This is a genomic window from Methanomicrobium sp., assembly GCF_055145805.1.
Genome location: NZ_JBSREC010000089.1, coordinates 1 through 21552, shown reverse-complemented (window position 1 = coordinate 21552; position 21552 = coordinate 1). Strand labels below are relative to the sequence as shown.

Genomic DNA, 21552 nt, shown 5'->3' with positions numbered 1-21552 from the left:
CCGGCGGACTTTGATTAATTAACTATACTTCAGATTTATTTCTGCCTTTAAAATATAAGAGATTAACATAACAGAAACGGGCATTCCCGAAAAAGGTGCAAAATTTGAACTTCTTGTTCCTAAAAATGATTTCAAAATTGTCGAATGAAACAGAATAATTATATATATTGTAAAAATTTCAAATTTTCAAAACATACATTAGATTATACTTAAATTACATATGTTCCTGTTATGGAAGAGCTTCCGGAGTACCAGATATGTCCAAAATGCGGCAAAAGAAGTACTCCTTATATGGAAAAGTGCTGGAGTTGCGGGGAAAGTTTTTATCCCCATTCAAATACCAAAGCAGACGGCAAACCGGAAGAAAAGGAAGATAAACAGGCATTTGTACCTGAAAAAATATCCCCCTGCATACTTGAAAGAATGAATTTTACAGACAGAATGTTTGCATACAGTCTTCTTTTTAAGGGTGAAATGGTTCTTGAATTCTGCGAATGTGACACATGCAATAAAGCATTTAAAGAGATCATTGCATTCTTCAGAGAATCAGATACTGATGATGAGCAGGTAATAAAAGAAGCTGAAGAGACAGAGATCAAAGGATTTGTTCTGGACATCTCTGAATTCGGGCTCTGATTTTATCTCCAAAACTTTTTTTGCACGACCTTTTTTTAACAGAATAAAAAGTATATCATAAAGACAGATATCAGAAGAAATATCGCAGTCATTCCAAAACCGGCCCTTAAAAAGTCCGAATTTTTATATCCGCCAGGATTTTTTATAAGTGCATTAACCTGGTGTGTCGGCAGCAGAAACGAATTCGAAGCACATATTCCACCAAGAAGAGCAAGCGGCCTTGGATCGTTTCCGGATGCCTGCGCAATTGACATCAGTATAGGGATGAGCACGACAGTTGCGGCGATATTTGACATTGAAACTGAAAATATAGTCATAATTATTCCTGCCGCAAGAAGCATGAGCAGGAGATCGCCTGCCCATGCTCCGATAAGATTATCCGAGATAAACTCAGCAGCACCTGTATTTGACATGGCAAAACCAAGAGGCATAATTCCGCCTATTAGAACAATTACCCGCCATTCAACAGATTTGTACGCCTCATCAAGCGAAATGACGCCTGAAAAGATCATACAAACTGCACCAATCATGAAGGAAAGAGCAATGGAAAGCCCTGTAAACGTAAGAATTATAGAAAGGGCAAAACATGCAAGTGCAGTTTTCACCTTTGACTCCCTGTAGGTTTCACCTTCTATATGTGTTGTAATTAAAAAATCAGGATCCTGCGAAAGATTACGTATTCTGCTCCACCTGCCATGCACAACAATTGTATCTCCGGCATGAAGCGGTTTTTTTGGAAATTCAATCTGCTCCTCTTCAGGTCCGCTTAAGAGAATAAGAGGCTCAAGGCTGTACTTCTTCCTGAAGTTTATATCCTGAATACTTTTGTCTATGGCACTGCTTTTAGGCCGTATTATAACCTCGGCAAATCCCACTATATCATTGCTCATTGATTCAGAGAGCACATCACCTGTGACAAATGGAAGACCAAATTTCTCAGAGAAACTTTCAGCATCCTCTTTTCTGCCTAAAACTGCCAGAACCTGACCGTCAACAAATCTTGTATGTATCCACGGAGCGTACAGGACCTCACTTCCTTCAGAGAGTGCTATTAGATGAAGGTTAAAATCACTCATCAGTCTTGCATCCTCCCTTGTCATCCCGGGAAGGCTGCTTGTCCCCACAACCCTCAGATAAAATACGGTGGATGTCAGGTGCCAGGAGTCAATTATCTCCTTCTGGGTGCCGGGATATTCATCCCTGCCTTTTGGAAGGATGCGATCTCCAAAAAAGAAGAAGTACAGGACACCGGATATTACGAGTACAGCCCCGACAGGTGTTACATCAAATAAAGAATATGGCTGATATCCGCCTTTTATAAGAAAGTCATTGACGATTATGAGAGTAGTCGAACCGATCATTGTAACTGTTCCCCCTATTATTGCTGCATATCCAATCGGGAGAAGAAGTTTTTTCGACGGAATTTCAGAGACCTTTGAAATTCTCATAAGAGCTGGTAAAAAAAGTGCGGCTGCACCCACATTCTGCATAAATGCCGAGATTACACCTTCAAAAAGAGAGACTGTCGCAACAATTCTCTTCTCTTCACGACCGGCAATATTCATTATAATGTGGCTTATCCTGACCATAACTCCTGTTCTTGTAATCCCGTAAGAGATTACCATGACAGAAACCGTTGCAATGACAGCCTCACTTGAAAAACCTGAAAATGCCTCCACAGGAGTTACAAGTCCCGTAATCGCAAGAGTTATTAAAATTATTATTGCGATTGCATCTGTTCTTATCTTCTCTGTTGCAAAAAGACCGATCGCCACCAGAAGTATTGCTATTATAAGGATAACCTGTATTTCCGTATATTACACACACCTTAAATTCTAAATATTTATAACTTTTTTAAATTATTTTTGTTTAAATTTTGTCTTTTTTCACATCCAGACAGATTAGCACTATTTTTTCAGTTTTATAGTAAGTTAAACACTTTTTTACAGAATTCACCAGTCAGTTGCATTTAAATCACCATTAAATGGAAGAACTTTTTCTTATCAGAGAGAATAGAGACATTATGATAATAAATTAAAAAAAGAATGATGGCAGAGAATCAGTCACCGTCGCCAACAATCCAGATATAAAGGAATGCAGCAAAAACGGCACCGATTATAGGACCTACAACATAAATCCAGTACACAGGAATCACATTTGGCCCTCCAAGCAGAAAATCCGCCACCATCGGACCAAAAGAACGGGCAGGATTTATTGACGCACCGGAGATGTTGCCGATTGTAGTGATGATTCCGGCGACGGTAAGTCCGATTGCAAGACCCGCAAATCCTGGTGGTGCTTTCTCATCGACTGCCACACCCATGATGACCATCATAAGAAGGAAGGTTCCGATTATCTCTGCAATGAGAGCTTCCCAGATGGTTATGCCGCCAAAAGGAGCAGTTGCACCCAGGCCGCCGACAGCAATCGCTTCGGGACCGACAGACAGTGCAAACAGAATGCTGCCCAAAAGTGCCCCGATGAGCTGTGCGATTACATATGCGACCATATCCTTTGCAGGAAAGAGTCCTTTCGCCCACAAAGCAATTGATACTGCCGGATTTATGTGTGCTCCCGATACCCTTCCAAAGGTGTAGATAACCGCCATAACAGTAATTCCAAAAGCAAGGCCGATTGCGAGCCAGTCGCCGAGACCGCCTAAAAGACCAATGCCTATATTGAAGATATTTGGAGATTCTTCTCCTTCAACCAGCATAAGAGTCATCGCCGCGGCACCGGCACCGAAGTACACAAGGAGCATTGTGCCGATTGCCTCGGCTGTAAATCTTTTTCCTAGTGATGCCATTTAAATCAGCCCTTCTTTACTGCTTCAGAGCAGGCAGGACAGAGAATTCTCGGCAGTGTCTTTGACACCTTCTTGGCAGGGAACGGATAACCCCCTTCCCATATGTCCTGCTCTTCCCTGATTGCGTGTTTCATACAAAGCCCCATACCACAGACGATGCAGATTGCAACCGCATCCGTATCATGCCCTTCCTGAGCACAGACGTAACATTTCAATTCAAAAACCCCCTAAAAAAATAATTGTGTTGTCTTCTCAGACAGCTTCCCTGTACTGGCAGTACTCGTGGCGGAAGTCCACTAATGATGCCGAAGCACAGTTTTTGCATGCACGAACAGGTGCTGCTGCAGTCTTCTTGTCAAGAGCAATGACATTTGTCATCATTGTCGCAGTTACAGGCTCCGAGGTTAAGAGGCACGGGTAGTCTGCAAGACTCATCATGGCAGCAAACCGGACTGTAATTGCACATGCAGGATAGACATAGCGCTGCGGGTTTTGTATGACATCATGCTTCATAACAGGAGTCAGATCAATCGGAAGTCCGCTGACGTTCGGCTTCATCGCATTGCCGGAACCGTTTTTGATCTTTCTTGCCCTGTCCATGATGCCCCATCCGCGGTATACCATATCCATGAAATCACAGTTGTGAAGTTCAGCAGCAGCCCCTCTTGTCGGGTAGAGCTGCACAAAGTTGTGGTACCTTCTTGTCAGTAAATCAACAACTGTCGGGCCGTTAAATCCGTCAAGTTCAAGGATGTATTCGGCAGCAGCGGCAGTTGAACCTGTTGCAACTGCAAGCACCTGATATACACTGTTGAACTTTGATACATTCTGGCGCAGGGAATTTTCCATAACCTCAGATACAGCCTCAATTATGCCCATAACCATGTCGTCCTTGCACATATTGTATGTGGACTGAGCTATGTGATGCGCAATATCTCCAACACAGTATGCAGGAATAGTAACAACATTTGCCAGGTGAACGCCGTCTGCAATTGCAGCCTTTACAACAGGCTCCATCTTTTTCCTGTATTCGGCCATGTATTTTCTTACGTCAAACGAGTTGTGACCATGAGCATCCATAAGATCAGCCTGTCCGGCAACAGGGTGTTCGTAGATGTGTTTTAACTCTTTTACCTCATTGTCAACTGCTGCTTTTAGGGTCTCTCCCTTTTCAATATCATGGGCAAATACATCTCCTGCACCATAGGATGTGTTCATTCCCCAGGATTTTGCAGCGAGAATAGTCTTTTTGTGATCCGCCGGGATGTCTGTTTTTGTAAGAATCTGGTTTACTATGTTGCTTGTGCTGCCCGGAATCATGGCAAAGTCCACAACACATGTGGGTCCGTAGAATCCCGCATATCTGCGGGCGGATTCAAGACCTACAAGAGCCTCGCATTTCCCAATCTGTTCGACAAACTTATCGACACTCTTCTTGAATGCCGGGTCCTCATCGTAGAGAATTTCGAGAATTACAGGCGTCTGATAGTGTTCGACGAACGGGTCGTCTTCAGGTCTTATGTAGTCTGTTAAGGATGTCAGTATGTTAAAATGTGCATTTACAGATGTTGTGTGGAGATCAAATACAGCCTTGCACTGACCTTCCCCGGCCTTCATCTTGTTAACCGCATCTACATACGGTTGTCCATCCTTTACCTTGAAATCAGTTCCTCTCTTTTTCTGGAGGATGGAGACATCAGCACGCTGCGCCCCCATTGCTTCATCTATCATCTTCTGATATATTGACATAGGTAATACCCCCTATAGACGTTGCACAATATTACCCGATACTACTTATATTTTATGGACGGTCATAAAATAATCGGATTTTTATCCGATTTAAAGGCTAAAAAAGCTTGTTTTTTTTGGAATTGCCGGCAGGTGTTGCATATCATTAATAATTATTTAACAAATATTCTGCGCGACCCATAAAAGGATTGATTTAAAAAAATACTATCTCCAGGGTCACAATTAAAAATAATTCTCTAAAAAAAAGAAGCAATTATAAAGTTAGGGGGTTTCATGAAATCTGCCATACATGATATAACAGATGGTTGTAATTTCTGGTTTTTCGGTCAAATTCCCCCCCCGAAAATATCAGGATTTATAATATGCTAAAACGACAGAATCCCTCTGCCATTATTTAATTTTCATAAATTTACTAATAAGGCTTATCAAAGAACAAAAAAATATAAAAATAATTCATTTTTTTATTAATTTTTGAAATAAAATTTTTCAAATGTTCATTAATTTGAAGATTCATCACTTATAAATGAAAAATAACTGTTTTTTGTTTTTAACTGAGAGGAATAAATCTGACTGGAAAAATCACAATAAATTAATTAAAAAAAAATAACCCTCATATCCAGACAATTGTCTCAGAATCGGGATTTTTTATATAACGCCTGTAATTTTCCATTGCAAGTACCTGATTGTGATTTGCATAACAGTATGAACAAAGATGAATGCAGGTATTGTAATGCCCGATATCTGAAGCCGGCATGCAGCCGCACAGAGCTCTCTGGTTTTTGTCCTTCCCTGAATTTTTGGAAAGATAATCAGTCATATCAGAGTCATCCGCACAGATTCTTCCGATAAGCTCAGGGTCTATGCACCTGCCGGTATTTATCCCGTATTCAGACAGAGACAACTCCTCACTGCACGTAAAAAGCTCTAAATTCCACTTTTGGCTTAAAAGACCAAGTTTCCGTGCAAAATATTTCATCTCATCATCTGTAAACTCTCTTACATCAGAAAAAACACATTTTCTGAGATTCTGTTCAACGCTTTTGTACATATCAATGAAACTAAAAACCATCCTTTCAGTATATCCTGCTATATGATCCCCTATTTTTTCAATCCTGCCCAGAAGAGTATCAACCGAAACTGTGTCTGATAAAAGAAGAGGATCAAATCTCCAGATAACCTTCTCCTTCCCGATTTTATCAGAGAGTTCTTTGAAAGTCGCTATTCTCTCAGAAAGCAGCGGTACATTCTTCTCATATCCTTCCCTTTCGTAATCGTTTAGGGTGAACTGAAAATAGTATCTGATCCCTTTTTCATCAAAAAACGGAAGATGATCAATCAATGGTTTTGGATTCTTCGTCCAGAATACAATGAATTTTACGGAGGTCAATGAAACTTTTGAGGGAAGCCGGTTATAGGGATTTATCTTTATCAGATACCCCTCTTTGAGCCTTTTTAAAAACCAGCCGGAATAAAATGCAGGGATATCTGTTGCACGGCTTGCCGATATGATTACGGGTTTTATATCTTTCATAATAATTTCATATTAAGTTTATAGATAATTTCTGAACACAATCTCATTAAAGGGAGGGGAGAGTCCCCTCCCTTCAACCCACCCCTGATTTATGATAAGTCGCAAAGGGGATGGGCAGACATCCCCTTTGCTCCATAATAAATTATAATTCATAAGGTGAGAATTGAATTGAAAAACATTTTGGAAAAGAATATTTATCCGGCCGAGGCTACCCGAAGGGTAGTGTCCAGGCCGGTGTCACAAAGCGCAAGCCCTGAGGTCAGGGCGTTTCGCAGAGCGAATGCGCAAGGGTTGCCTCAAAAAAATGGAATTAGAAAAAAAAATTAATCCTCATCGCAGGTGCAGTCATCCCCGCAGTGGCACTCTTCATCCTCACATTCCGACTCCTCAATCTCCCATCTGACAGCGGTGAAAACCGGACCTCTGACGTCCACTTTTTTGTTATTGTCAGTTATGTATCTCATCGCCCAGGGCTCAACTGCAAGATTGATTTCAGACGGCACCTTTACCATTTTTACCTCAACACTGCCGCTCTCGGCATAGAAGACTGCTTCTTCAATCCTTGATGCCGCAAGATTTGCAATAGCGTCGATGAAAGAGAGATGGGCATCAACGCCTTTATCACGCTGTTTTTTGTAATTCTTGGTGTCCGGAAGCCCCAGTATTTTCCCGTCCGCAACAAATATGTCGTTTAGGGCCGCAGGCCCGAGAAGCTTTGAATTCTCCTCATCCTCATAGACAAATACCTTAACCTTACATCCGCAGTAGTTTTCAGACTCCCATGCTAAAAACTCACATGGACCGGGGGCATCGGAATTTGCCTTTGCAGCCGCTGTTATTGCCTCTGCAATCTCAACACCGGTTACGCTCTCCGGTTCTTCCTTTAAAAAGACCGCCTTTGTAATATCCAGATCTGAAAAAGACTGCGGGAAGAACTGCGGATGTGTAAGAGCCCTTACATCCTCTGCCTCATACTCAATCATCCCAAGACGCTCAACGCCGAGACCGAGATTCATAACAGGAACTTCAATTCCATAAGCTGCAAGGGAATGCGGCGAATAGATACCAAAAGTTGCAACCTCAACCCATCCGTGTGTCGGGTGCTTTGCATACACTTCGGTCTGTGTATCGGGAACGTAATATTTTGACCTCTTCTCGTCCGGCCTGAACTCAAAGTCGGTAAATCCAAATGCTGAGAGAAGAGCGGCGGAAACCGCCTTCCCGTCCTCAATGGACACTCCTTCTCCTGCAACGATACATGATGCGGAATGATACGTCATAAGCCTTGTCGGGCCTTCCTCCTGTTCGCGGCGGAAACAGCGGTCGATTGAAAACTGTCTGATTGGAAGCGGAACTTTATCCCATATATCAGCCAGTGTTAAAAACCACCCTGACGTCATATGGGATCTTAAGGTGACCCTTGAAGACTCGGGTGAAAGTAGACGGAATTCAGGGAAAACCTCGTCCATGATTTTAACGACAACACCGTCATCGCATCCCAGAACCACGGATAACTCAAAGGTGAGTTCATCGCCGTCGATCTCGGATTTCTTGTAGGCATGAAGCTTCTTTCGAAGGTTCTCCTCGGTATCAGCATCAATCTCTCTTCCCAGAATTTTAGAAATCTGATCAAGCTGTTTTTTTCCGATTCCGACATTCGGACGCGGAAGACCGCCGATATAAAAAACCCTGTCTAAAACAGCCGAGGCCTCAGGTCCGAACTGTTTATAGACATCTGCCTCATCTATAAAAACAGGAACACGGGCCTCATCAAATCCCATCATCAGATAGGCCTGGCGGAGACGCTCTATAGTTACTGATATGGGATGCGGTTTTGCACGGTGAAACTCCATCCTCGGATACTTCTGCGAAACCGGCGGAGTATCCAAGACCTTCTTTCCCGCATGCCATGCCTCATCAAAATCTTTCTTTGCCAGTTCTCTGAACTCTTCCGCATCAAACATAATTATTACCGTTCCATTAAAACAACCCGGGATACCGGGCTTTCATTTACTATATTATAATCGCAGTATTTTGAGATTTCCAAAGCAAAATCACGAACGTACTCATGCTCAGGCATATTCTCCTGTAAAAGCCTCTGTCTGCTGTGCCCGACAAACATATAGCCCTTAACCTCAATGAAGTCTGCACCGGAATCCTGATACATCTTTGCATAATTTTCTGCGCCGAAATCGTTGTAACCCTTAACCACAGTCGTTCTTATTGCAGAACGTCTGTCTCTTAAAAGCATGAGACTTTTCTGTATCTCGTCCCAGAAATCCTCATCCGGCCGGCACATACGCAGGTATGTCTCCCTGTCGGGTGCATCCAGGGATATATAAGTCTGGTAAGGATGACAGCGTGCAATCATATCGGGTTTTGTGCCGTTTGAGACAAAAAATGTTGTATTCCCGCCTTCCTTTAGCATCTCAATTAATTCAGGAAGCTTTGAGTAAAGTGTGGGCTCGCCTGAAAGTGAGATTGCAATCATATCGGGATTTAAGGCTTCATTCCACAGCTCTTCTGTTGCAGTGCTTGAATCAAGGATGTAATTGTACCCTGCAAGCGATTTCTTCTGAAGAGGCGGAATTCTTTTGATTATGATCTCCGGAGGACACTCTTCCTCCTCTGTCAACTCATATTCCATTGAACGCCAGCAGAAGAGGCATCTCTGGTTGCATTTTAAGGTGGGAGTCATCTGCACGCAGCGGTGACTGGATATGCCGTAAAATTTATTTTTATAGCACATATCCCCGCCTAAAAGCGCCCTTTTATTCCACATGCACGGCTTTAGGGAGGCTGAGGACTTCTCTGAAAAAAACTGATATCCCTGTTTGAGAAGGGATTTACATGCTTCGGACTGCATCTATACCAAGTGTTGAAAGTGATTCCGAGAGTGTGTTCTGTGCCGCCTTTACAATAGTAAGCCTTGAATCCTTTACATTTCCTTCTGCCTTAATTACAGGATTGAACCGGTAGAATGTGTTGAAGAGATCTGCAAGTTCACGGGCATATATCGCGAGAACATGCGGCCGGAGATCCATTGATATCTCATCAATTACTTTTGGGAAGAGTGCAATCTTTTTCACAAGCGCAATCTCGGTCTCACTCTCAGCCTCAAACCTCTCCTCAAATTCCCCTGCTTTATCAAGGATGGAACATGCACGGGCGTTTGCGTACTGGACATACGGAGCACTCTGTTTTTCAAAGTCAAGTGCCTCCTTCCAGTTGAAAACGGTCGATTTCTCCTGTGAAACACGTATTATATCATAGCGGATTGCACCTGTTGCAACCGACTTTGCAATGCTCCTTTTCTCATCTTCAGGGATCTCAGGTCTTCTTGAATCAACCTCTTCATAGGCCCTTTTTGTGACCTCGTCGATTAAGTCATCAGCTGAAATAAACTTGCCTGCCCGTGTGCTCATTGAACCTTCAGGAAGGGATACAAACTCAAAGAATACAATCTCGGGTGCCTTATCGCCCAAAAGCTTCATTGTCGCCTGAAGCTGTGTGCCGATAAGCTTGTGATCCGCTCCTAAAACGTCGATAACCTTATCAAAATTATCGCTCTTCCACTCGTGATATGCAAGATCACGTGCGGCGTATACTGACGTTCCGTCAGAACGCCTCAGAACATAATCTTTTTCAAATCCGAATTCAGTCAGATCAAGAGCAAATGTATCCTCATGCTTTGCCTGAGGAATTGATGAGAGTCTGTTTAAGACATGGTGCATCAGTCTGCTCTTTACAAAATCGCTCTCAAAAATAAACCGGTTGTGAGGTGCATTAAGTTTCTTTAAGGTATCCTTCATACCGTCAAGACAAAGAATTACCGCGTCACGGAACTTTTTGACCATCTCAGGATCGCCCTGTTCAATTAAGCCCATCCGTCTGTCAATCTCCTCCTTTATTGACGGGTCTTCTTCAATTCTTTTATTTGCGGCAACGTACACATTTGCAACATAGCGGTCTCCCTTCTCTCCCTCTTTTCTTGCAATATTGAGATTGTCAAATCCCCATGAGACTATTGCAATCTGACGTCCCATGTCATTGACATAGTACTGAACGTCAGTTGAGTATCCCGCCTTTTTACAGACTCTTGAAAGAGTATCGCCTATTACAGAATTTCTTATGTGACCAACATGCAGGGGACCATTCGGATTTGCACTTGTATGCTCAAGACAGATACGCATATCCTTTGATGGAAGACAGCCATAATCCGGTTTTACTGCATCCTTTAAGACATCCCGGGTGTAGCTTTTGCCAAATATAAAATTGATATACGGCCCTTTTGTCTCAACAGATATGTCAGTCCCGACAAATTCTTTTTCAAGTTCTGCTGTCATTTCAGCGGCAATCTTTGCAGGATTATTCTTATTTTTTTTCGCAAGCGGAAATGCAACTGTGGATGCAAGATCTGCATGTTCGCCGCCTTCACCCAGCAGGACATCATCCTCGCCTGATACTTTTTTCAGTGCATCCTCAACAACTTTGTAAGTCTTAAAAAACATGACCTTGTTTCACCTGTATTATCTTTTTAGTAACCTGTCCTGTACCTGAGAATTGCCGCAACACCGCCGAAAGCGTTGAAAAGCATCGCACCTTCCTCAAAGTCGTCAGATATTATCGAAACAGTCGTATTGGCTGAATCGGCAAGCTCTGCGAGCTCTTCGATTATGTCAGTCTCTTCCTCAATGAAGACCGGTGCAGAGCATTTGGGACAGATTCCAATTTCAATATCGGAGATTTTCTTTCCGGGTGCAACCTTTACAGTCTCTTCGCGGTTATAATCGCAGTTCTGACATTTTATACGGATTCTTGACTCTCTTAAGACACCTGAGAGAAGAAGAACATCAACAGCCCCTATCTCAAGATTCTTCCTTACACTCTCCTCACCGTATGATGAGAGTCCGTCATCTTTTACGAGTTCTTTGAAGAAACGGTCCATTACAACCTTTTCCTTCATCACCTCAACACCGCGAAGTGCCTCGCTTGCATTGTCAACCAGTTCCGCAAGACCGCTCTCGTTTGTATAGGCAACGTCAAATAAACCTATAATGCGTTTCTGAAGTTCATGGTGGAGATAGTTTCCTGCCTCAAACTCCTCCTTTGTTGGTGTGGGACCGCCGATTAATACACCCTTAAACCTCTCAAAAAAGTCAGGTTCTGCCATGAATATATCGCTTGCCCTGTCTCCTACCTTCTTATAATATTCATTTATTGCAATAAGACGCAGTCTCTGAAAACGCAGAGCAGACTGACCACCTTTTCTCTGCTTACCCGGAACTGTGGAGGTAACGCCGGAAACTGCCTCTATTCTGTTTCCACGCAGGAAACCTATATATGACTCCCTTCTGTCTATTACCAAAAGCCCGTAAACCTCCTTTTCCACAAGCATCTGCTTTAGAGGCTCTAACTCAAAGTTTGAGGAGCACCTGTACATGTAGAGGTTTACAGGGTCCGGAGGTTCGATTATGGTGCAGTCCATATCAGTCCTGTCACCGCCAAGTTTTACTGCACCGCAAAATATTGCCATTCCGTTTTCAGGCGGCCTGTTGTAGTACTTCAGTCTTGACAGAATAGATGAGATGGCACTCTGAACATTCGTTTTTGTCTGTTTGCTTTTTATATTGGAGCACTGCCCGAATTCATCACGAAGCTGTGCTGTTACGTCATAGATCTGCTTGTCGGGCGGAATATAGATTGTAATAAGTTCTGTGCCGCTTCCTTCCTTTTCGGCGAGTTTTTCAAGAGTTTTTTTGAACTCATACCTTTTTCTTGCACTGTCAAGCTCTACTTCTTCTGCCATATTGTCCGCTCACCCGTATATTTAGAAACTTTACTATAATTCAATTTTTATGGCATTAAGCCTTGGTCTTTGATACCATTTCACAGACATATTCATCAACCTCACTGTTTATTCCGTGAGTCCCGTTAAACGCCACAAAGTCCTTCGGTTCGGATGCTTTGTTAAAAAGCGCCATTCCATCGTCAAATGATATAATATCATCACTCGGCGCATGGAATATTACAACATCCGACGGTGAAACGTCTGCAATATAAGTATCAGGATTTATGCTTCTTATAAAAAGATCAACACTCTGTCCATTCTTACCCTCCTCATAGACATATCCGGATGTGGATACTCCAAAGAATCCGGCAAAGTCAGAGTCAGTTCCGGCGGCAACTGCCGCATACCTTCCGCCGTTTGACGAACCCATGATATAAACAGGGAAATCGTCATAGAGTACTTCTTTAATATAGTTCTTTGCAGCGATCAGGTCAAAGATGATCGAGTAGTACTGCGGAGTTTTTCCATCTGAAAAAGCCTTAAATTCATCCTGAAGATTAAATGCTGTGCCTGAGGTCTTACCGCCGTTTCCACGGATATCAACGACCATAAACATAATTCCATTTTCAGCATAGCTTACAGCTCTTTCTTTATGAGAATCTGCCGATACTCCGGCGCCGGGGGCAAAGACTATCGCCGCGACAGGTTCTGCAGGCACCGCCAGAAGGGCATACACATCTTTTGAGCCGTCATCCATCCGGATCTCTGAAACGCTGACATTACCCGCCATTTCCACATTATCATAGGAATAGGAGTACAGGATCTCTCCCGGCACCAAAACACCCTTTTCAGTGACAGTGAAGGTGGATTTTTCAGCAGGTGCACCTGTGTTTTCAGTGCAGCCGCAAACAAAAATCAGCGCCGTAATGATAATAACTGCAAAAAATAACGTCCTTGAGAAAAATGCCATATTACTGTTACTCATTGGACACCCGCACCCATACATTTGAAGGCAAGACATATTGTCTTTGCATCAACAATTCTTCCGTCTTTAATCATCTCAAACACTTCAGGCTTTTTTACCTTTACAACCTCAATCAACTCATCAGCATCCTTTTTGTACTCATCCGAAGGTGTGAGAGAATATGCCTCAAACAAAAAGATTCTCTCATTTGTAAAGCCGGGCGTAGTATAGATATATCCGTTTGGAACAAGCTTCTCCGCCTTAAGACCTGTCTCCTCAATCAGCTCACGATGTGCAGTTTCGAGAGGTTCCTCACCGTCATCAATAGTGCCTGCCGGAGCCTCGTAGATGGAGTACCGGTACTGCTTTATCAGATAGCAGTACTCATCATCCATCGGAAGCATTGCAACAGCCCCGCCCGGCTTTACAACAATTCTCTCAAGGGTTACGCCGCCCGGAAGATCAACTTCCACACGCTCAACTTTGAGTCTTCCGCCACTGTATATATCATCAATTTTTTTCATATTCTGCCTCATCATCTGTTTAAATTTAGATTTTATCGTATTCTATAGGGTCCTCTACACCAATCTCCTCAAAAGCCTTCAGCCTGTAGTGACAGGAGTCACAAACACCGCATGCCGGATGATTGCTTCTGTAGCACGACCATGTGTCCTCATAGGGAACACCAAGTTTCATCCCGATTTTTAATATATCAGTCTTGTTAAAATCAACAAAAGGTGTCATGAGCCGGATGTTTGTGTCATCCGATGTCCCAAGATCTATAACTTTCTGAAACGCCTTAATAAACTCAGGACGGCAGTCAGGATAACCGGCATAATCGGATGCCTGCACCCCGATAAATATTGCTCCCGCACCACGTGTCTCCGCATAGCTTGTCGCAATTGAGAGAAGGTTTGAATTCCTGAAGGGAACATAGGTGTTTGGCATTGATCTGTTCCCGTCGTCTTTATGATCAAAAACTTCAATTGAACTGTCAGTTAAGGCGCTCCCGCCGAATTTTGTCAGATGGGAGAGGGAAATTTCCATAAATTCAACGGCATCAAGGGAGTCTGCAATTTTTTTTGCACATTTTTGCTCTTTATCTTCTGTGATCTGTCCGTATCTCATATGAAGAGCCAGAATCTCATAGCCCATATCTTTTGCAACATATGCAAGAGTTGATGAATCCATTCCGCCTGAAATCAGGCACACTGCTTTCATTTTCATTTCACCCCGATAATTTTGTGAAGCTGCATCTGAAATCTTACAGGCAGCCTGTTATCTATTACGTATTCCGCAATTTTCCCGTAGTCAGAGCCCCATACAGGCGATATAAAAATTCCGGCCAGAAATCCCTGATTCTCAATAATATCGCGTGCATACTCACAGTCAGCCAAATCCGCAACAACAAATTTCACCGTATCATCTAATCCAAGATATTCGAGTAGGGAGAGATCGCTCTTCTCACCTGACGAGGGGCACTTTATGTCCATGCATATTGTGGCAAAATCCATACAAGGTGCGGGATTTATAGTCCCGTTGGTCTCAATCTCTATTTTAAAACCTTCACTATTAAGCATTTCAAGAAGAGGGATGAGCTCGTCCATCGAAAGAAGGGGTTCGCCTCCGGTTATGCACACTTCAGCACATTCGAGTTTTACCACTTCATCAAAAACTTCTGCGGCACTCATCTCAGTACCGCCCTGATGCGACTCGGGAGTGTCACACCACCGGCAGTTTAAGTTGCACCCTGAGAGGCGTACAAAAGTCGTTATGACTCCCTGTTTTTTACCCTCACCCTGAAGGCTTTTGAAAATTTCAATAACTTTCATTTATGCAGGGTTTATTAAGGAGTCCATTCGGCAAAACAAGAGGTCGATTCCCAGATACGGCATTTTGCAACCCTTGCGGCAATACCATATGTGCTGCATTCCTCCTCAACCTCTTTTGCCATCCTTTCAGCCAGAAGTTCACTTGTGGGATCGCCGTCTGTTGTGACAATCTCCTGAAACTTTGAGAGACATTCAACAAGCGGGTCAGCTTTGTTCAATATAACCTCATGATCGTAGCGTGCAACAACAGTTTTGATCATGTTGTAATCGACGAGAATCATGGAATCAGGAGCGACATCCCCTTCAATCCAGAATTCCGCCCTCCACTGATGCCCATGCAGGCGAAAACATTTACCCTCATAATGAAGAAGCCTGTGGCTTGCCTCAAAATATGCTTCTTTGTAGATACGGACACTCATTTCAATCACTGATCTGTAATTTTCGTCACAATTTGTGATGTAAATCTCTTATGATTATCATCCGGATGTACGAAAACTTCGTCTTCATTATAATTAGTGCTGAATTAAAGTAAATCTTTAGATGAAATCATTTCCTGATGAAAAAAAATAAAAATGATGCACCCTGAAAAAAAATATTCCTCAAAGAAATGTTTCATGCCCGTTTCATGTAAATCACACAAGTGATTTTCAGATTAAGTGATTGAATCAATCAAAAATCCGACTAATTCCTGCCGGAAATTATCTCTTCAATATTATCGGCCTTCTCACTTATCATCTCAACATTTTCACGGAGTGATTCAATTCCTTCTTTTATCTCAACAAGATCTTCTAAGTAACTGTCCCTTTCCTCAAGGTAACCTTCCAGCCATTCTTTTACCCTGATGATAACATATGCAATTACGCAGAAGAATGCAATCTGCATTATAACAAACGACACCGCATATATTGTCTCAATAGAGTACCCGGAAATTGTCACAAACAATACGGAAAATACAGACATTACTGCAGTCGATAGCAAAAGAGCCACAATAATAAATCTTGCTGTACTTGTTTCACCCATAATCTTACTCCCTCTAAAAAGGGCTGCATTACATACACCCCTGACTAAAAAATCAGGACATCAGTATTTTTCAGCATCTGCGCCCCCATGAATCATTGTGCCCGGATTACCGGAAACGGATAAATGCTAATTAAACGGGGATAGGTAATATCCTTTTGGATCTCGTTTTCAAAAGATTAATAATACGCACTAAAATCACAACTAAGCCTATTATTTTCCTTTAAAAAAACATCACACAAAATTATAGGGATGTCTTTCAGACTTTTTGCACTCACCAAAGATACGCTGCCGGTACATTTTTACCGCGCACATAGATCAGGTGCAGGCTATTATCTTTAATACCTCACAGGTCGTAATTTTAGGGAGAAGTCTGATATAGATTGGCAGCGGCGGTGAGGACAGCGGGTCGGTATCTACCCGTTTTCCGTAGAATATTGGTGAATTCGCCTCGCTTCTCCAAAAGTTAAATGGGATTACTCTGCAGCCATATCATATCAATTTCGCGCGTAAATCGTGCATAATTAAGAGGCAGTAATAATGGATATTTTCCATCAATTGAGGTGTTCAATTGGGTAACGGTAAATTCGCAGCAAGAAAATGTAAACGCGACTCTAAAAACAACAGATGGCGCGATGTAAACTATTCAAGAAAGGCACTAGGTCTTGATATTAAGTCAGACCCGCTTGACGGCGCTCCACAGGGCCGCGGCATTGTCCTTGAAAAAGTAGGTGTAGAAGCTAAGCAGCCGAACTCAGCTATTCGTAAGTGTGTTCGTGTCCAGCTTATCAAAAACGGTCGTCAGGTCACTGCATTCGCAGTTGGCGACGGTGCTATCAACTTCATCGATGAACACGACGAAGTCACAATCGAAGGTATTGGCGGACGTCTCGGTCGTTCAAAGGGAGATATTCCCGGTGTACGTTACCAGGTCATAGCTGTGAACAATGTCTGTCTCCGTGAAATGGTCATAGGCAAGAAGGAGAAGCCACGCAGGTAATTTTTATGAGCGCAGAAGAAGTTGCACAGGAAACCACAGAGGCTCCTGTTGTAGAGGAGAAAACAAATACAAATCTGCTCTTCAACAAGTGGGATCTCTCCGAGGTCAAGGTAAACGACCCGGGCCTTGTACGCTACGTCAGTGTTGATTCCTTAATCGTTCCGCACTCATGCGGAAGAAAACAGAAATCACAGTTCGCAAAGTCCGATATGCTCATTGTTGAGCGTTTAATCAACAGACTTATGCAGACCCACCACAACACAGGCAAGAAAGAGCTTACAAGCCGTATCGTAGAAGAGGCATTTGACATCATATACAAGAAGACGAAGAGAAACCCGGTTGAAGTCTTAATCGACGCACTCGGAAATGCAGGTCCCCGTGAGGAGACTGTTCGTCTGAAGTACGGTGGTATCAATGTACCAAAGTCTGTTGATACAGCACCTCAGCGCCGTATTGACACAGCACTCTTCTTTATTGCACGTGCAGTAAAGCAGGCAAGCCACAAGAAGAAGAAATCAGCATCCGCAGCCCTTGCAGACGAACTTATCGCCGCTGCCGCAGGGGACACACGCAGTTTTGCTGTATCAAAGAAGGAAGAACGCGAGCGCGTAGCGAAGTCTGCACGCTAGAATAATACTTTTTTTTGGTGAATCTTAAATGACCAGACGAAAAAAGATGGTAGAGAGAGTCACAGAACTGATGGGCACACCTGAGCAGATCAGAAACATCGGTATTGTAGCTCACATCGATCATGGTAAAACAACACTCTCCGACAACCTTCTTGCCGGAGCAGGTATGATCAGCGAGGAGATCGCCGGCAAAGCATGCTGGATGGACTCCGATGAAGAGGAACAGGCACGTGGTATCACAATTGATTCCTCAAACGTTTCAATGGTTCACGATTACAAAGGCACAGAATATCTTATCAACATGATCGACACTCCGGGTCACGTTGACTTTGGTGGCGATGTAACCCGTGCAATGCGTGCTGTTGACGGTGCTGTTGTTCTTGTGGACGCTGTGGAAGGAACAATGCCCCAGACAGAGACAGTTCTCCGTCAGGCATTAAAAGAGGGTGTAAAGCCTGTTCTTTTCGTAAACAAGGTTGACCGTTTAATCAACGAACTTAAAGTTGATGAGATGGAGATGCAGATCCGCCTTGGAAAGGTGATCGACAAAGTCAACAAGCTCATTAAGGGAATGAATGAGGAAGCCTACAATAACGGCTGGAAACTTGATGCTGCAGAAGGTACTGTTGCATTCGGTTCAGCTCTATACAACTGGGCAATATCAGTCCCTTACATGAAGACCAGCGGAATCACATTCAAGGATATCTACGACAAGTGCACATCAAACGATATGAAGTGGCTTGGAAAGAACAGTCCGCTCTGTGAAGTATTACTTAACATGGTTGTAACAAACCTTCCCGACCCTCTTGATGCACAGAAGCGCCGTGTTCCAATCATCTGGCAGCACGGAGATCCGTCAACAAAAGAAGGGAAATCAATGCTTGCATGCGATCCTACAGGAGCAGCATGCCTGATGGTTACAGACATCTCATTCGACCAGCATGCAGGAGAGGTCGCAACAGGACGTCTCTTCTCGGGAACGCTCAAACGCGGAACCGAACTGTATGTTATGGGCACTGCAATGAAGGTAAACCGCTTAACCCAGGTAGGTATCTTCATGGGTGCAGAGAGAATTGAGGTTGAGTCACTTCCGGCAGGAAACATTGCCGCAGTTACCGGTCTTAAGGACGCTATTGTCGGTTCAACTGTTTCATCACTTATGGAGATGACTCCGTTTGAGTCCCTAAAGCACTACTCCGAACCTGTCATGACTGTTGCTGTCGAGGCAAAGAACATGAAGGATCTTCCAAAGCTTGTTACAGTTCTTCGTCAGGTCGCAAAGGAAGACCCGACAGTTCAGGTCAAGATTGATGAAGAGACCGGAGAGCACTTAATCTCAGGTATGGGAGAACTTCACCTTGAAATCATCACCGGACGTATTGCACGTGACAAGAAGGTAGAGATTGTTACATCACCGCCGATTGTCGTATACCGTGAGACCATCTCAGGTACAGCAGGTCCGGTTGAAGGTAAGTCACCAAACCGCCACAACAGATTCTACATTGAACTTGAACCTTTATCCGAAGAGATTGTTCAGAAGCTCAAAGATAACACTATATCAATGGATCTTCCCCAGCTCGAACGCCGTGACGCCCTTCAGGCAGCAGGCTTTGACAAGGATGAGGCCAAGAACCTTACCGCAATCGAAGGCACAAATATGTTCTTCGATATGACGAAGGGTATTCAGTATCTTAATGAGACAATGGAACTTGTCCTTGACGGATGGCGTGAAGCTCTTTCCGGCGGTCCTCTTGCAGATGAACTTGTTCAGAATGTAAAGATCAGACTCGTTGATGTAAAGCTCCACGAGGATGCAATCCACCGTGGTCCTGCACAGGTTATCCCTGCAGTAAGATCAGCTGTCAAGGCAGGTCTTTTAATGGCAGGAGATACACTTCTTGAACCTATGCAGAACCTTCAGATCACAGTACCGCAGGATCACATGGGTAGTGCAACAGGCATGATCCAGGGCCGACGTGGTCAGGTCTATGACATGAAGTCCGAGGGTGACACAATGATTGTCGTCGGAAAGGCACCTGTTGCAGAACTCTTCGGTTTTGCAGGCGATGTCCGCTCCGCAACTGAAGGCCGTGCAATGTGGTCTACAGAATTTGCAGGATTTGAGATGGTTCCGGCAGGAATGTTAAAAGAAGTTGTAACAGAGATCAGAAAGCGCAAAGGCTTAAAAGAACAGATACCAGAGCCTGCGGACTATCTCGCATAATATTTTTTTTGTTTTTGAATTTTTATCTTCGTTAATTTCAGGTCTGAATAATTTCTTTTTGAATTAATCAGACAGAGAAAAAACGAGATGACAAATCCGCTTATTTATAAACGATAAGAATAATTATTTTATTATCAGATGTCAGAATGCAGGGATAATTCATATCTGCCAAAAAATGCAGGAGAAATTCTGGAATGGTGCAAAGATAACGGAATTGTTCCTGTCCCGTGTCAGCCGAAATCAAAGGCTCCAATGGGAATCATCTCACAAAAAGGCGTCTATAAAAACACCCCCCCGGATGAGAGAGAGCTTTTACTAAATTATGACAGACGTTTTTTTGGAAAATCAATAAGGGATTCATTTCATATCCCTTCACCGGAAAGAATAGAAGTTATCAGAAATTTCTGGAATAACCGGAATACAGATCTGACTGATACAAAAAGCGTCAGCATCTCAATTGACATGAACTATCCGACAGAGGACGGCTTCACAATAGCCTGCCTTGATATCGACAGCAACGAATACACATCTCTTGCAGATGAAAACTTATTCTCAAAATGCCCTCTTGTTACAGGAAAAAAGGGCGGAAAACTTTTTTTCAAATTAGACAGGCAGAAATCACTTCCAAGCCCGATAATACAATATTCAACAAAAGAGAACCTGAACCTTTCAGGACCGGAGCAGAAACCACCGTTAATTGAACTTTTCACAGGGCACAAGCATGCCCTGATATACGGTGAACACCCGGATAGCACACCGGAAAATCCCATATTTTACTCTTTTTCCAGGGGATTCGGATGCACGGTGCCGGTTATAACATGGCAGGACATAACACAGTGCTTAAAGGAATACGCAACAAAAAACGGCCTTATAATCAGAAAAACATCCGAGGTAATACCCTACGATCAGACTAATCTGTCGGAGTGGGCGGATTGAGGGTTTAATTTTTCACTTAAGTAACAGAAAAATCTTATCTTTTTTTCTGATTTTTATTAATTTTTATCGCATTGCAAATTATTGTAAAAACAGAGGGGATGCTTGTCCATCCCCTCTGCGATTTGTCATAATTCAGGGGGAGGGTTTGAGGGAGGGGGACACTCCCCCTCCCTTTCTTATAATCCATTTATTTTCGCTTTTTCCAGCAATCTGAATAAAGTGACAAACTTAAAAAATGATGGATAATTATTTTCTCATTCAATCCTCAGAAACCCGAAACTTCCCTTCAGGAACATGGATCTCAAACCTTGCACCTTCGCCGAACTTTCCTGTTTCTGTTAATGTAAGGCCTGTGATTGCCAAAATCTCCCTTGAAAGGAAAAGTCCGAGACCGGAATTTTTGAAATACTCCCGCTTAAAGATCTTCTCCTTTGCTT

Annotated in this window: 20 protein-coding genes; 5 read left to right on the top strand and 15 right to left on the bottom strand. The window is 43.1% G+C overall.

The window, feature by feature from the left end:
• The first annotated feature begins 231 nt into the window (after positions 1-231).
• On the top strand, positions 232-636 hold the full coding sequence (locus tag ACTB1O_RS08215; protein ID WP_462994653.1) for a hypothetical protein: 405 nt from the start codon (positions 232-234) through the stop codon (positions 634-636).
• Positions 637-671: 35 nt separating this feature from the next.
• Here ACTB1O_RS08215 and ACTB1O_RS08210 read toward each other — a convergent pair whose 3' ends face one another.
• The 15 genes from ACTB1O_RS08210 to ACTB1O_RS08140 all read right to left on the bottom strand — a co-directional run bounded on the left by ACTB1O_RS08210 (position 672) and on the right by ACTB1O_RS08140 (position 16329).
• Entirely contained in the window at positions 672-2411 is a 1740-nt protein-coding gene (locus tag ACTB1O_RS08210) for an SLC13 family permease (protein ID WP_462994652.1), read from the bottom strand.
• 284 nt (positions 2412-2695) lie between these two features.
• Positions 2696-3442 (bottom strand): MIP/aquaporin family protein, encoded by a 747-nt coding sequence (locus tag ACTB1O_RS08205; protein WP_462994651.1) that lies wholly within the window; start codon positions 3440-3442, stop codon positions 2696-2698.
• A 5-nt stretch (positions 3443-3447) separates the two neighbouring features.
• Entirely contained in the window at positions 3448-3657 is a 210-nt protein-coding gene (locus tag ACTB1O_RS08200; protein ID WP_462994650.1) for a DUF2180 family protein, read from the bottom strand.
• 37 nt (positions 3658-3694) lie between these two features.
• On the bottom strand, positions 3695-5191 hold the full coding sequence (locus ACTB1O_RS08195) for a DUF2193 family protein (protein ID WP_462994649.1): 1497 nt from the start codon (positions 5189-5191) through the stop codon (positions 3695-3697).
• A 610-nt stretch (positions 5192-5801) separates the two neighbouring features.
• On the bottom strand, positions 5802-6722 hold the full coding sequence (locus ACTB1O_RS08190) for a DUF1848 domain-containing protein (protein WP_462994648.1): 921 nt from the start codon (positions 6720-6722) through the stop codon (positions 5802-5804).
• Between the two features lie 323 nt (positions 6723-7045).
• A complete protein-coding gene (gene sepS, locus ACTB1O_RS08185) occupies positions 7046-8689 on the bottom strand; it encodes an O-phosphoserine--tRNA ligase (RefSeq protein WP_462994666.1) in 1644 nt (547 codons plus the stop codon).
• A gap of 2 nt (positions 8690-8691) precedes the next feature.
• Positions 8692-9588, bottom strand: coding sequence for a 4-demethylwyosine synthase TYW1 (gene twy1 / locus ACTB1O_RS08180; protein ID WP_462994647.1), 897 nt, complete (start codon positions 9586-9588; stop codon positions 8692-8694).
• Entirely contained in the window at positions 9569-11233 is a 1665-nt protein-coding gene (gene argS / locus ACTB1O_RS08175) for an arginine--tRNA ligase (protein WP_462994646.1), read from the bottom strand. Before argS ends, twy1 begins: the two co-directional genes overlap by 20 nt.
• Before the next feature lie 26 nt (positions 11234-11259).
• A complete protein-coding gene (prf1, locus tag ACTB1O_RS08170; protein WP_462994645.1) occupies positions 11260-12531 on the bottom strand; it encodes a peptide chain release factor aRF-1 in 1272 nt (423 codons plus the stop codon).
• Positions 12532-12586: 55 nt separating this feature from the next.
• Positions 12587-13498 carry an alpha/beta hydrolase family protein gene (locus ACTB1O_RS08165; protein ID WP_462994644.1) on the bottom strand — a complete coding sequence of 304 codons (912 nt, stop codon included), beginning with the start codon at positions 13496-13498 and terminating at the stop codon, positions 12587-12589.
• Entirely contained in the window at positions 13495-14001 is a 507-nt protein-coding gene (locus tag ACTB1O_RS08160; RefSeq protein WP_462994643.1) for an NUDIX hydrolase, read from the bottom strand. Before ACTB1O_RS08160 ends, ACTB1O_RS08165 begins: the two co-directional genes overlap by 4 nt.
• 25 nt (positions 14002-14026) lie before the next feature.
• Positions 14027-14698 carry a 7-cyano-7-deazaguanine synthase QueC gene (queC, locus tag ACTB1O_RS08155; protein WP_462994642.1) on the bottom strand — a complete coding sequence of 224 codons (672 nt, stop codon included), beginning with the start codon at positions 14696-14698 and terminating at the stop codon, positions 14027-14029.
• A 2-nt stretch (positions 14699-14700) separates the two neighbouring features.
• Positions 14701-15309 carry a 7-carboxy-7-deazaguanine synthase QueE gene (locus ACTB1O_RS08150; RefSeq protein WP_462994641.1) on the bottom strand — a complete coding sequence of 203 codons (609 nt, stop codon included), beginning with the start codon at positions 15307-15309 and terminating at the stop codon, positions 14701-14703.
• Positions 15310-15323: 14 nt separating this feature from the next.
• Entirely contained in the window at positions 15324-15728 is a 405-nt protein-coding gene (locus ACTB1O_RS08145; RefSeq protein WP_462994665.1) for a 6-carboxytetrahydropterin synthase, read from the bottom strand.
• A gap of 262 nt (positions 15729-15990) precedes the next feature.
• Positions 15991-16329: a hypothetical protein gene (locus ACTB1O_RS08140; RefSeq protein WP_462994640.1), complete on the bottom strand. Its 339-nt coding sequence runs from the start codon at positions 16327-16329 to the stop codon at positions 15991-15993.
• A 568-nt stretch (positions 16330-16897) separates the two neighbouring features.
• On the opposite strand from ACTB1O_RS08140, the gene ACTB1O_RS08135 reads away from it, so the two are divergent.
• The 4 genes from ACTB1O_RS08135 (at position 16898) to ACTB1O_RS08120 (ending at position 21115) form a co-directional block, all read left to right on the top strand.
• Entirely contained in the window at positions 16898-17326 is a 429-nt protein-coding gene (locus ACTB1O_RS08135) for a 30S ribosomal protein S12 (RefSeq protein WP_462994639.1), read from the top strand.
• Between the two features lie 5 nt (positions 17327-17331).
• Entirely contained in the window at positions 17332-17955 is a 624-nt protein-coding gene (locus ACTB1O_RS08130) for a 30S ribosomal protein S7 (RefSeq protein WP_462994638.1), read from the top strand.
• Between the two features lie 28 nt (positions 17956-17983).
• Positions 17984-20179 (top strand): elongation factor EF-2, encoded by a 2196-nt coding sequence (locus ACTB1O_RS08125; protein ID WP_462994637.1) that lies wholly within the window; start codon positions 17984-17986, stop codon positions 20177-20179.
• Between the two features lie 138 nt (positions 20180-20317).
• Entirely contained in the window at positions 20318-21115 is a 798-nt protein-coding gene (locus tag ACTB1O_RS08120; protein ID WP_462994636.1) for a hypothetical protein, read from the top strand.
• The last annotated feature ends 437 nt before the right edge of the window (positions 21116-21552 follow it).